This is a genomic window from Variovorax sp. KBW07 (assembly GCF_003852515.1).
GTDB lineage: Bacteria > Pseudomonadota > Gammaproteobacteria > Burkholderiales > Burkholderiaceae_C > Variovorax.
In genome coordinates, this window is sequence record NZ_QAJK01000046.1 from 95636 (window position 1) to 109066 (window position 13431).

Consider the following 13431-nt stretch of genomic DNA (forward strand, 5'->3'; position numbering starts at 1 on the left):
TAGTACCAATTTCGTCGCACCGGGATTGCGTTGAAACGGGCAGGCTGCGACATTTCAGGAAAGTCAGGTGCCCCGGCCTTTCCGGGTGTACAAACGCTCCCCCATGCCAAATCAAGAAAACAATGCGTTGGAGGATCACCCCGGTTCACTGCGTGCGGTTCCCGCGCGCCGCCGGCTGGGGTGGCCTGCCCAAGGTGCCGTGCTTGGCGCCGCCCTGCTCCTGAGCGCCTGTGCGGTCGGCCCCGACTTCAAGACGCCCGGCCTGCCCGCCGCCGCCCAGGGCGCCAGCTACACGCCCGACACGCCCGCTCCCATGCCCGCGCGCACCGCGCAGGCCAACGTGCCGGGCGGCCAGTCGCAAGAGCTGCTGGCGGGCCGCGACATTCCCGCGCAGTGGTGGGAAGTGTTTCGCTCCGAGCCGCTCGACCAGCTGGTGCGCGCCTCGCTTGCGCAGAGCCCCACGCTCGCTTCGGCCCAGGCCGCACTGCGCGAGGCCGAGGCCAGCTACGAAGCCACGTCGGGCAACCTGCTGTGGCCGAAGGTCGATGCCCAGCTCGGCGTGCAACGGCAACGCGCCTCCGAAATCACCACCAAGACGGCGGGCGGACAACTGCTCACGCTGTACAACGCATCGGTCAACGTCAGCTACAACCCCGACGTGTTCGGCGGCACGCGCCGCCAGCTCGAAGGCGCGCAGGCGGCGGTCGACACGCAGCGCTACCAGCTCGAAGCCGTTTACCTCACGCTCACCGGCAACCTCGTGACCACGGCCATCCGCGAAGCCTCGCTGCGCGCGCAACTGCAGGCCGTGCGCGAAGTGCTGCAGGCGCAGCGCGAGCAACTGGGCGTGATCGAAAAGCAGTTCGACACCGGCGCCATTCCGAAGTCGATCGTGCTGCAGCAGCGCACGCAGGTCGCGCAGACCCTGGCCACGCTGCCGCCCATCGAGAAGGCACTGGCGCAAACAAGGCACCAGCTCGCGGTGTTCGCGGGCCGGCTGCCGTCCGAAGCGGGCCTGCCCGAATTCGAACTGGCCAGCCTCACGCTGCCGCAGGCGTTGCCGCTCTCGCTGCCTTCCGAACTGGCCCGCCAGCGGCCCGACGTGCGCGCCAGCGAAGCGCAGCTGCACCAGGCCAGCGCGGCCATCGGCGTGGCCACCGCCAACCTCTATCCGCAGTTCCAGCTGACCGCCAGCTACGGCAACAACTCCCTGCGCGCGCGTGACCTGTTCACCGGCCCCACCACCCTGTGGAGCGTGGGCGCCGGGCTGGCACAGCCGCTGTTCCACGGCGGCGCGCTGCGGGCGCAGCAACGCGCCGCGGTCGCGGCCTACGACGCGGCCGCTGCGCAATACCGCAGCACCGTGCTCGGCGCCTTCCAGAACGTGGCCGACGCCCTGCGCGCGCTCGAGTCCGACGCCACCGCGCTGCAGAACCAGGCCAATGCCGAAGTGCTGGCCCGGCAGTCGCTCGACCTGACCACGGCGCAGTTCCGTGCCGGTGCCGTGAGCTACGTGACGCTGCTCACGGCGCAACAGGCCTGGCTGCAGACGCACACCGCGCTGGTTCAGGCCCAGGCCGCGCGCTATGCCGACACGGCCGCGCTGTTCCAGGCGCTGGGTGGCGGCTGGTGGAACCGCGGCGAACTGGCCAACGCGGTGATCGCTCCCGCGGCCGAAGCCCCCGCTTCCGCAGGCGCGCCGGCGCGCAACTGAACGTCTCCCCGCGCCGGCACCACACCGCCCTGCCGACGCACCCCACCCCTTCATCCATAACTCGAAGAGAAGCCTACCCATGACCCGGAGAATGATCATCATGATCGGCTGCGTGCTGCTGCTGGTCGCCGCGCTGGCGCTTGGCAAGTTCCTGCAGATCCGCGCGTTGATTGCCGCCGTGCCCAAGCCCGCCCCGCAGACCGTGTCGACGGTCGAAGTGCAGAAGCTGCAGTGGCAGTCGCAGTTCGCCGCGGTCGGCACGCTGAACCCCGTGCGCGGCGCCGACCTGGCCACCGAAGTGGCCGGGCTGGTGCGCAAGGTGCACTTCAAGTCCGGGCAGGACGTGAAGGCCGGCGCGCTGCTGGTCGAGCTGAACGCCGACTCGGACATCGCCCTGCTGCATGCGGCCGAAGCCGCCGCCGCGCAGGCCGCCACTGTGCTCAAGCGCGACCAGGCGCAGCTGGCGGTGCAGGCCGTGAGCCAGGCGCAGATCGACGCCGACGTGAACGACCTGAAGGCCAAGCGCGCGCAGGTCGAGCAGCAGGCCGCGGTGGTGGCCAAGAAGTCGATCCGCGCGCCCTTCTCGGGCCGCCTCGGCATCACGGCGCTGAATCCGGGCCAGTACGTGAACGCCGGCGACAAGCTGGTCACGCTGCAGACGCTCGACCCGATCTATGCCGACTTCACGCTGCCGCAGCAGCAGCTGTCGGGCCTGGAGGTCGGCCAGGTGGTGAACCTTGCCGTCGACACTTTTCCTGGCCAGGCCTTCACCGGCAAGATCAACGCGATCAGCCCGAAGGTCGATGCGGCCACGCGCAACGTGCAGGTCGAGGCGACCATTTCCAACCCCAAGCAGCAACTGCTGCCGGGCATGTTCGCCACGGTGAAGATCGACATCGGCGGCGCGCAGGAGCAACTGACCTTGCCCTCGACCGCCGTCACCTACAACCCATATGGCTCGACGGTGTTCGTTGTGAAGACGGCCGATGCGTTCAAGGCCGCCACCGCGCCTGCAGCCACAGGTGCGGCCGGTGCGGCAGGTGCTCCCGCCAAGGCCGGCGCACCGGCCGCCCCCGCGGCCCCGGCCAATGCGCCGAGCGGACAGCAACTCGTCGCGCAGCAGATCTTCATCGAGACCGGCCCCACGCGCGGCGACCAGATTGCCATCGTCAAGGGCCTGGAAGCCGGCCAGGTGGTGGTGAGCAGCGGGCAGAACAAGCTGAAGAACGGCACGCCGGTCACGGTCGACAACACCGTGCAGCCGGCCAACAGCCCGAACCCGACGCCGCAGGAAAAGTGAGGCCCACCGCATGAACTTCACCGACATCTTCATCCGCCGGCCCGTGCTGGCGATGGTGGTGAGCCTGCTGATCGTGGTGCTGGGGTTGCGCGCGTTGTCCGGCTTGCCGGTCAACCAGTACCCCAAGACCGAGAACGGCGTGGTCACCATCAGCACCGCCTACTACGGCGCCGACGCGGCCACGGTCGCGGGCTTCATCACGCAGCCGCTCGAAGCCGCCGTGTCGCAGGCACAGGGCATCGACTACCTGTCTTCGTCGAGCAGCCTGGGCGTATCGACCATCACCGCCACGCTGCGGCTGAACTACGACTCGAACCGCGCGCTGACCGAGATCAACACGCAGGTCAACTCGGTGCGCAACCAGCTGCCGCCGCAGGCACAGCAGCCGGTGCTCACCGTGGCCACGGGCCAGACCACCGATGCCATGTACATCGGCTTCTACAGCGACACGCTGCCCAACAACAACGTGACCGACTTCCTGGTGCGCGTGGTGCAGCCCAAGCTCAACGCCATTCCGGGCGTGCAGACCGCCGAAATCCTGGGCGCGCGAACCTTCGCCCTGCGCGCCTGGCTCGACGCGCAAAAAATGGCCGCCTTCGGCGTGACCGCCACCGACGTGAGCGCCGCGCTGGCGGCCAACAACTACCTTGCCGCCGTGGGCGCCAGTAAGGGGCAGATGGTTACCGTGCCGCTGACGGCCGGCACCTCGCTGCACAGCGTGGACGAGTTCAAGCAGCTGTCGGTCAAGAGCAGCAACGGCGCCATCGTGCGGCTGCAAGACGTGGCCAACGTCACGCTGGGCTCCGAGAACTACGACTTCAACGTGGCCTTCAACGGCGTGCGCTCGGTGTTCATCGGCATCAAGGTCGCGCCCGAGGCCAACATCCTCGAAGTGGCCAAGCAGGTGCGCACCACCTTCCCCGAACTGCAGGCACAACTGCCCAGCGGGCTGACCGGCAAGATCGTCTACGACTCCACCGACTTCATCAACACGTCGATCAGCGAAGTGATCAAGACGCTGGTCGAGGCGCTGGTGATCGTTACCGTGGTCATCTACCTGTTCCTGGGCAGCTTCCGCGCGGTGCTGGTGCCGGTGATTGCCATGCCCCTGTCTTTGATCGGCACCTTCTTCGTGATGCTGGTGCTGGGCTATTCCATCAACCTGCTCACGCTGCTGGCGCTGGTGCTGGCGATCGGGCTGGTGGTGGACGACGCGATCATCGTGGTCGAGAACGTCGACCGGCACATGCGCGAGGGCAAGACACCGTTGCAGGCCTCGCTGATGGCGGCACGCGAGCTTGGCGGGCCCATCCTGGCCATGACCGTGGTGCTGGTGGCGGTGTACGTGCCCATCGGCTTCCAGGGCGGGCTCACGGGCTCGCTGTTCACCGAATTCGCCTTCACGCTCGCGGGCGCGGTGGTGGTGTCGGGCGTGGTGGCGCTCACGCTGTCGCCCATGATGTGCTCGCGCATCTTCAAGCCCGAGCAGGACACCGGCAAGTTCGCGACCTTCATCGAGCACACCTTCGAGCGCGTGCACCACCGCTACCAGCTCATTTTGCGCGGCGTGCTCAAGACCTGGCCGGTGATGATCGTCATGGGGGTCATCCTCATCGGGCTGCTGTTCGTGATGTTCAAGATGTCGAAGTCCGAACTCGCCCCCGAAGAAGACCAGGGCATCGTGCTGTCGCAGGTGGTGGGCGCGCCCACGGCCACCATCACGCAGATGCAGACCTACGCCGACCAGATCTTCAAGGTGGCGCACGACACGCCCGAGTACGCGCAACTGTTCCAGCTGACCGGCGTGCCCAGCACCAACGCGGGCATTGCCGGCGTGCTGCTCAAGCCCTGGGACGAGCGCACGCGCAGTGCGCACGACATCCAGACCGACCTGCAAAAGCGCTGGAACGGCATTGCCGGCGCGAAGGTCGTGGCCTTCCAGTTCCCCGCGCTGCCGGGCGCTTCGGGGCTGCCGGTGCAGTTCATCATCAAGACCACGGAGCCGTTCGCCAACCTGAACACGCTCGCGCAGCAGATCATGGACAAGGCGCGCGCCGACGGAAAGTTCTACTACATCGATGCCGACCTGAAGATCGACCTGCCGCAGGCCACCGTGGTGGTCGACCGCGACAAGATCGCGTCGCTCGGCATCACGCAGCAGGACGTGGGCAACGCGCTGGGCGCGGCGCTCGGCGGCGGCTACGTCAATTATTTTTCGATCTCGGGCCGCTCCTACAAGGTGATTCCACAGGTGCAGCAGGTCGACCGGCTGAACCCTTCGGACGTGCTGAACTTCTACATCAAGACGCCCAACGGCGTGGTGCCGGCGAGCACCGTCGCGAGCCTGAAGTACAGCGTGCAGCCCGAGACGGTGAACCACTTCCAGCAGCTCAACTCGGTGACCATCCAGGGCGTGCCCAGCGGCACGCAGGGCGAAACGCTCGAGTACCTGCGCGGCGTGGTGAAGGAGCTGGCGCCCAGCGGCTACACAGTGGACTACTCGGGCCAGTCGCGCCAGTTCGTGCAGGAGTCGGGCAACTTCGCCATTACCTTCGTGTTCGCGCTGATCATCGTGTTCCTGGCGCTGGCGGCGCAGTTCGAAAGCTTCCGCGACCCGGTGGTCATTCTGGTGTCGGTGCCGCTCGCCCTGTTCGGCGCCATGATCTTCATCTTCTGGGGCTTTGCCTCGATGAACATCTACACGCAGGTGGGGCTGGTCACGCTGATGGGCCTCATCAGCAAGCACGGCATCCTGATCGTCGAAGTGGCCAACCGCCTGCAGAAGCAGGGCCTGAGCAAGCTCGACGCCATCGTCGAGGCAGCGGGCACGCGGCTGCGCCCCATCCTCATGACGACGGCGGCCATGGTGTTCGGCGTGCTGCCACTGGTCATTGCGTCGGGCGCCGGTGCCGCCGGCCGCCAGGCCATGGGCATCGTGATTTTCAGCGGCCTGTCGATCGGCACGCTGTTCACGCTGTTCGTGGTGCCGGCCATGTACCTGTTCATTGCGGCGCGCCACGAGAAAGAAGAAGAAGCCGAAGCCGGCGACGCCGTTCCGGCGCTGCCCGGGAAGGTGGCACCGGAAGCCTGACCGGAGGCAATGCACGAGCGCATGAAAGCGCTCTTGCGCAAATTCAGGAAGGCCCGCTGTCGAATGGACAGCGGGCTTTTTTTTGTGTTCAATCCCGCGCAGCCGATTTCCGCCCCCTCTTCCCTCTTCACCCACCAGGACGCCGATCTGCCATGGTTGACACCACCGCCATCGACAACAAGCTACGAAGGTTGCGCCTCGAGAAGCGGACGCCGGACAACGACCTCTACTACCTGTTCGACACCATGCCGACGCTGCACGAATGGCAGAAGGCAACCTCGGCCAAGGTGGGCGCCAGGGGCGTGAAGTCGAACCCCGAGCTGCTGGCCATCGACACCGAACTCACGAACTACCACCTGCCGCACGTGGCGCGGGGCAGCCGCGCCAGCGCGATCAAGCGCATCGCCGCCACCATCGCGGCCTGGAAAACAAGGCGCGGCCACAAGGCAGACACCAGCCTTCGCCACGACGCCATGGAGATGCTTGAAGAGATCGTCACCACCCTGCGCACCCATGTGGTCTACGACCGGGACCAGTGGCTCATGCGCCAGCAATTCGTCGCAACCGGGCCCGACAGGATCCCGGGCGGATTCGGTGAAAACGGCGCAACCGTCCAGCGACTGCGGAAATCGCTGATCGAAGAGCTGTCGGGTCCGGGAAGCGCGGCCCGGCACAACGACTCGATGAACGAAGCGAACGGGCGAATCCTCGATGCCTACGGCCTGCGGCCGGGCCGCGACTTTACCGGGGGCGCCGCCTGCTTCAGTGCCGCGGCCTGGGCCACGGACCCCGCCAACATCCGCGGCGACATCGACTTCTACACGCGCCCGGACACGACCTACACGATTGGCCCTGCCCGTGTCGAAAGAAACTCGAACGACACCCACCGCTACGCCCTGGACAACAACGACATCATCATCGACCCGACCTGGCGGCAGTTCTTTCCAACGCTGCTGGGCCTGGGAACGCCTGCGATCTTCGTCGGCACGCTGGAGGATCTGGTTGCCATCATCCGCAATGCCAGGCACAGCCCGGCCAAGCTTGCGACGATCTACAGCGGGAGAACAGTGACGACTGCCTACGCCCGCTGCCTGAACGCGCTTTAAGTCGGTCGCGCGGGCGGTACCACGCGGCCCCGGATTAGAGGCCGCAACCCACTGCGTTTTCTTGTAGCGCCCGAACCCCTCGCCTAGACTGGATGCGAGGGCACCCGCGGTGCCGGGGGCCAAGGAGCCTGCCATGTACAAGCGTGTTCTCGTCGCGACCGATGGCTCCGCGCTGTCGGAACAAGCCGTGACGGCCGCCATCGACCTCTCGCTGCTGACCGGGGCCGAACTGGTGAGCGTCACCGTGGTGCACATCCAGCCCTATGGCTACTTCGAAGGCTCGATGGTGCTGAGCCAGCGCGATGCCGAAGCCACGCAGCAGCAGGCCGATGTGGCCGCGCAGCGCATGGTCGATGCGGTCAAGGCGGCAGCGCTTGCCAAGGGGGTTCGCAGCGCGCAGGCCATCGTCATGAAATCGAACCAGGTGGCCGAGGCCATCATCACCACCGCCAAGACCCAGCAGTGCGACCTGATCGTGATGGCTTCGCACGGACGGCGCAGCCTCGCGCGCCTGCTGATGGGCAGCGAGACGCTGCACGTGCTCACGCACTCGCACATTCCGGTGCTGGTGCTTCGCTAGAAAGACACGGCTCGCGGCATTGCGTGCCGCTACTCCGCGAAGAAGCCGATCGACAGGAACGGATTCACCTTGCTCACGTTGTTCACGGGGTCGTAGGTGGTGAACTGCTGGTTCACGCCGTTCATCAGCAGGCCGTACACCGGTCCGACCTTCACCATCACGCCCGTGTCGCCGGCCTTGAAGACGGGTGTGCCGCCCGACAGGAAACTCCTGTTCGCCGTCACGCTCACCAGGCCGGGCCGCGCCTGGGTGAAGTCGAGCGCCAGGTCGGACGACGGCGCCGACGTGAACGGGTTCAGCAGCGTGGCCGATCCGCCCTGGAACGACATGGCGCCGTTGTTGACGGCGGCATCGCTCGACGCGCTCCCGTCGGTGCAGGCCCCAGCCGAAGGGAAGATCATTTGCCCGTTGACCGGCGATGACCGGGAGCTCTGCCCGGGCGACATGACCACCCCGCAAACCGACGCGCTGTTCGTGCCCACGTAGCGGCCCGCGAGCACCGCCTGCGTGATGTTCGTGGCGGGTGCGAGCAACGAAAAGCCGGCCTGGTCGTCGACCATGTGCGCAAGAACGATGCCCTGGCCATCGTTGATATGGCCGACGCGAACGATCACCGGGACAAGCTGGTCGCCCACCTTGCCCACGATCATGATGCCGTGCGCCAGGCTGGGGCGCACGAGGAACTGGAACACCTCGACGCCGACCGCCGGATACCTCAGGTCGGGATTCGCACCGCTGGTGAACACACCGTCTGGCGAACCATCGGCATTGCGTCGCAGCTTCCACGGCGCGCCGGTCGAAAAGCATGAGTACTGCGATGCGTCGGGGGTGCAGCTGCCGTCGGCATTGAAGGTCTGGCTGGCCTGTATTGCCTGGGGTTCCCAGCCGAACCAATGCGCGCCAGAGTCGCTTTGCGAAGGCGTGCCTTCCGGCGTGACGCGAAAGCCAAGCTCGTTGTAGGTGCCCGCCACTTGCGTGAAGTCGGTCACGGTGTGGCTGAAGCCGATGAACGGGTACGAGTCGAAGGTTCGCGGCGGCACGGCGGCAAGGAAAAGTCCCCCGCTGAACTCGAGCCCATCGTGTTGGACCGTCGCGCCCGGAATACCGCCGACGACCAGCCCGTGCCCTACGAACAGCACCGGCGGCGCCTGCGGATTGATCGCCACGGTGTACATGCCGCCCGGGGTCCCGCCATTCTTCAGCACGATGGCGCAGCGGTCCTGCCTGACCGAAGGCATGGCCAGCGCGGTGCCGGTGGGGTGTTCGAAGTCGCCGCTGATCGTCAGGCCGGCGCGTGTGTCGTTGCGCTGCCCGCTCGAAGTGGGCACCGGGGATTCGACGAAGGTCATCTCGTACTTCATGGCCGCCGAATCGAACTTCACCTTCACGTATTCGCCGCTGGCGGCGCCGCCGGTGTAGGTGATTGCGGGGTCGAGCACGTCGGGGCACAGGCTGGCCGCCACCACGTCCGAGCACACCACCTGCACGTTGTCGATGGCCGCGCCGTTCACCGTGCCGGTTGCATTGCCGACAACGCAGCGTTGCGACGGGGCCGCCGGCGCGGTCTTTACCGTGACGGCGTAGGCCGCGCCATCGGCCAGGGGCGTGGCGAAGCGGATGGGGCCGTCGCCGGCCACGGCGAGGTCGTCGCCCGCGTTGTTCTGCAGCACGAGGCCGCTGCCTTTCAGCCCGGTGACGGTGCCGCCCACTGCCCTGTTCGCCGCGTGCGGGAGCGGGGCGGGAGTTTCCGGAGTTGCTGGAGGCGGGGCCGGAAGAAAGGGAACGCCGCCGCTGCCTCCACTGCCTCCGCATCCCACGAGCACGGCGCCGATGGTGACGGCGGTGGCCAGCGTCGCGAACCGTTCGTGCCAGACGGCGCGAACGTCGGCAGGTGCGGCGGCGTACGGCCGGGAACGGCTGCGCAGGAAGAAAACGGGCATTGAGGTTTCGATGGGACTTGTCGGTGGGCCGGCGCTTGGAAAGCGTGAGCAGCGATCCTATGAATGCCCTGTGCGCACCGCATCCGCCCTAAGTCCATTGCAGCTTCGGGCCGCGCGTGCTACGCAGCCCGGGAGCATTCATGAACGACATGGCGTGAACAACCGGCAGTCGCTACCGGATCAATCACGCCCGATATCTTTAAATTGCCTTAATAGTTAATCATCGTAATGATAATTTCCAACCAGAAAAATACCGCGAGAACTAATACACAACAAGTGTGAACTCTTGTCATATTGAAGTTCAAAGCGGGACGTTTCCTTTGAAACCAACGTACATTTCGGCGCTGATTTCAGCCCGCGTACTCCGTCGATTGGTTTTCCACCACCCTATCGAAGAAAAAAGAAATTCATTAATTTATTTAGCAGTAAATAAATTCAATTTCTAAATCACCTTCAACGAAGCATTCGTCAGCGCAGCTTCATGAAAATCGATTGAACACTTGAATTCCCGAACATCGATCTTCGAGGCTCCGGGAATAGCAGTGAATCTCGGCAGCGAGCTTGAACTTCCACCGACTTCGGGTCGGTTGGTTTTTATTGGAAATTCAATGCACGAATATAAAAAATCTCTGGCCGAGGTTTTCTCTCATTTCAAGAGCCTGTATATCGCCCTCTTCTCCGAAAAGCAGTCGGCTCACGCCGTCTTTCCAGCGCCAATCTCGAGTTCCGCCAATGGCTCTTCGAAAGGCGCCGCCAGATGAACAAGATCTGCCGTGTCATTTGGAGCGAAGCGCTTGACAGCTGGATTGCGGTATCCGAACTCGGCTCGGCGCGCCGCAAGAAATCTTCCCGGACCATTCTGGCGATGGCTGTCGCGTCGTTGTTTGGCACTTTCGCGTCGCCTGCTGCTCTTGCGTGGGATTGCTCAACCACTCCGGCCAAAGGGAACATCAAGAATCCACTGGGAGTCAGTGAGTACTGCGGCACTGGGACAGGCTTGACGCTGACGGCCAACCAGGACAGCAATGGGGGTTGGGAGACGTTGGTCTTGCGAGGTGGAGGCACAGAAGGGCAGACGGTCAGAAATTATTTTGTTGGTAGTGCGGACATCGGCAATGCCGCGAATGTCACGCTGGGCGACTCGGGCTACACGAACTCCACCACGACTGTCTTCGCCAACCATTTTCAGGTAGGCGACTCCACAACCAGCGCTTCAGGGGCAAACAGCACGGCCATGGGCATCGGTGCCAAAGCCACGTTGTCGGACACCGTCGCCATCGGCAGCAACACATCGGCTTCCGGTCTCCGGGCAATTGCGCTGGGAGGTAATGCCGCAACAGCCAACAGCGGAGCCTCGGCTGCAGCGACCGACGCCATCGCAATCGGTGGGCAGTCCAGCGTTTCGACAGCGGCCACTTCCGGCATTGCGATAGGCCTCCAGGCCAATGTCAACGTAGCTGGATCGGTTGCGCTGGGTGCAAACGCGACCACTACCGGCGCGGCATCGCCGGCCACCGGCGGCACTGGCTCCGTCGACAACATCGTTGTCGGCGCCACCACCTTCACGGGCTTCGCCGGCGCCAATTCGTCGGCGGGGGTGGTGAGCGTGGGCGGATCTGGCACAGAGCGCCGGATCCAGAATGTCGCAACGGGCCTGGTGGGTGCAAACAGCACCGACGCCATCAATGGCAGCCAGTTGTATTCCGTGGTGAGTACGGTGACGAGCAACATCGGGAGCTTGTCGACGAGCCTGAGCACCGCGAAAAGCAACATCGGTAGCCTGTCTACTGGGCTGAGCACTGCGACAAGCAATATCGGTAGCCTGTCCACTGGTTTGAGCACTGCGACGAGCAACATCGGTAGCTTGTCCACTGGCCTGAGCACCGCGAAAAGCAACATCGGTAGCTTGTCCACTGGCCTGAGCACTGCGACGAGCAACATCGGTAGCCTGTCCACTGGCCTGAGCACGGCGACGAGCAACATCGGTAGCTTGTCCACTGGCCTGAGCACTGCGACGAGCAACATCGGCAGCCTGTCCACTGGTTTGAGCACTGCGACGAGCAACATCGGCAGCCTGTCCACGGGCCTGAGCACTGCGACGAGCAACATCGGCAGCCTGTCCACGGGCCTGAGCACGACCAACAGCAGCGTCGTCAGCTTGTCGACTTCGACATCCACCGGCTTGAGCACGGCGACAAGCAGCATTGGCAGCCTATCGACAGGCCTTAGCACCGCCGCCAGCAATATCGGCAGCCTGTCAACCGGACTCGCCCACTCGGTGCAATACGACGACGAGGGTCACACGAAGGTGACGCTGGGGGGCAAGGGCTCGGCAAAGCCGGTAAGCCTTGCCAACGTGGCCGACGGTGTGGACCCAACCGACGCGGTGAACTTCGGACAGTTGACGTCGCTGTCGACTTCGACCTCAACCGGTCTGAGCACCGCGACCAGCAGCATCGCCAGCCTATCGACCTCCACGTCTACGGGACTGAGCACGGCGACAAGCAATATCGGTAGTTTGTCGATTGGCTTGAGCACTGCAACGAGCAACATCGGAAGCCTGTCTACGGGCCTGAGCACCACCGACAGCAACCTCGCAAGCCTGTCGACCTCCACGTCGACGGGGCTTAGCACTGCAAACAGCAATATCGGTAGCTTGTCTACCGGTCTGAGCACCGCCACCAGCGGCATTGGCAGTTTGTCCACAACCCTGAGTACGACTAACAGCAATCTCGAGAGCTTGTCGACCTCCACGTCTACCGGACTGAGTACCGCCACCAGCGGCATCGGCAGTTTGTCGACTGGCTTGAGCACAACGAACAGCAGTGTCGCGAGTCTGTCCACTTCGACCTCGACAGGTCTGAGCACCGCGACGAGCAATATCGAAAGTTTGTCTACCGGCCTGAGCACTGCCGCCAGCGGCATTGGCAGTTTGTCGACTGGTTTGAGCACGGCGGTCAGCAACATCGGCAGCCTGTCCACTGGCCTCAGCACCGCTACCAGCAACATCAGTAGCCTCTCCACGGGCCTTGCAAACTCGGTCCAGTACGACGACGCGAGCCACAAACAGGTGACCCTGGGCGGCAAGGGCTCGACAACGCCAGTGATCCTCACCAATGTCGCAGCGGGCGTGGATACCACCGATGCGGTGAACTTCGGGCAGTTGACCTCGCTGTCGACGTCGATCTCCGGCAGCGTCGCGAGCCTGTCCACCGGGCTGAGCACCACCGACAGCAACGTCAGCAACCTGTCTACTTCCACCTCGACCGGCCTGAGCACTGCAACGAGCAGCATCGGCAGCCTGTCCACGGGCCTGAGCACGACGAACAGCAGCGTCAACAGCCTGTCGACCTCCACCTCTACCGGCTTGAGCACGGCCGCCAGCGGCATCAGTAGTTTGTCGACTGGCCTAAGCACTGCGACAAGCAACATCAACAGTCTCTCGACAAGCTTGAGCACGACGGACAGCAGCGTTGCGAGCTTGTCGACTTCGACTTCTACTGGCCTGAGCACTGCCACCAGCAACATCGACAGTCTGTCCACGAGCCTGAGCACAACGAACAGCGGCGTCGCCAGCCTGTCGACCTCCACCTCGACCGGCCTGAGCACAGCCAACAGCGGCATCAGCAGCCTGTCTACCGGCCTGAGCACGACGAACAGCAGCGTTGCGAGCCTGTCGACGTCGACCTCTACCGGCCTG

General features: G+C 64.7%; 6 protein-coding genes and 1 pseudogene. 6 read left to right on the forward strand and 1 reads right to left on the reverse strand.

The window, feature by feature from the left end; translation table 11 throughout:
- Positions 1–199 precede the first annotated feature (199 nt).
- The 5 genes from DBV14_RS10810 (at position 200) to DBV14_RS10830 (ending at position 7791) form a co-directional block, all read left to right on the forward strand.
- Complete coding sequence (locus DBV14_RS10810) at positions 200–1714, forward strand: efflux transporter outer membrane subunit (protein WP_311732770.1); 1515 nt, start codon at positions 200–202, stop codon at positions 1712–1714.
- Positions 1715–1793: 79 nt separating this feature from the next.
- The gene (locus DBV14_RS10815; RefSeq protein ID WP_124459184.1) at positions 1794–3014 is read left to right on the forward strand and encodes an efflux RND transporter periplasmic adaptor subunit; all 1221 of its coding nucleotides are present in this window, start codon (positions 1794–1796) and stop codon (positions 3012–3014) included.
- 10 nt (positions 3015–3024) lie between these two features.
- Positions 3025–6105, forward strand: a complete 3081-nt coding sequence (locus DBV14_RS10820) for an efflux RND transporter permease subunit (protein WP_124459185.1) — start codon at positions 3025–3027, stop codon at positions 6103–6105.
- Positions 6106–6257: 152 nt separating this feature from the next.
- Positions 6258–7211 carry a hypothetical protein gene (locus DBV14_RS10825; RefSeq protein ID WP_124459186.1) on the forward strand — a complete coding sequence of 318 codons (954 nt, stop codon included), beginning with the start codon at positions 6258–6260 and terminating at the stop codon, positions 7209–7211.
- A gap of 133 nt (positions 7212–7344) precedes the next feature.
- A complete protein-coding gene (locus DBV14_RS10830; RefSeq protein WP_124459187.1) occupies positions 7345–7791 on the forward strand; it encodes a universal stress protein in 447 nt (148 codons plus the stop codon).
- 29 nt (positions 7792–7820) lie between these two features.
- On the opposite strand, the gene DBV14_RS10835 is transcribed toward DBV14_RS10830, so the two are convergent.
- Positions 7821–9731, reverse strand: coding sequence for a DUF2957 domain-containing protein (locus DBV14_RS10835; protein WP_124459188.1), 1911 nt, complete (start codon positions 9729–9731; stop codon positions 7821–7823).
- A 757-nt stretch (positions 9732–10488) separates the two neighbouring features.
- On the opposite strand from DBV14_RS10835, the pseudogene DBV14_RS34135 reads away from it, so the two are divergent.
- Positions 10489–12903 (forward strand): annotated as a pseudogene (locus DBV14_RS34135) (ESPR-type extended signal peptide-containing protein); the annotation flags it as partial.
- Positions 12904–13431: the final 528 nt, after the last annotated feature.

Excerpts from the sequence above, each read along its gene's own strand:
- DBV14_RS10815 (WP_124459184.1), top strand. The coding sequence starts at position 1,794 with ATGACCCGGAGAATGATCATCATGATCGGCTGCGTGCTGCTGCTGGTC.
- DBV14_RS10820 (WP_124459185.1), top strand. The coding sequence starts at position 3,025 with ATGAACTTCACCGACATCTTCATCCGCCGGCCCGTGCTGGCGATGGTG.
- DBV14_RS10825 (WP_124459186.1), top strand. The coding sequence starts at position 6,258 with ATGGTTGACACCACCGCCATCGACAACAAGCTACGAAGGTTGCGCCTC.
- DBV14_RS10830 (WP_124459187.1), top strand. The coding sequence starts at position 7,345 with ATGTACAAGCGTGTTCTCGTCGCGACCGATGGCTCCGCGCTGTCGGAA.
- DBV14_RS10835 (WP_124459188.1), bottom strand. The coding sequence starts at position 9,731 with ATGCCCGTTTTCTTCCTGCGCAGCCGTTCCCGGCCGTACGCCGCCGCA.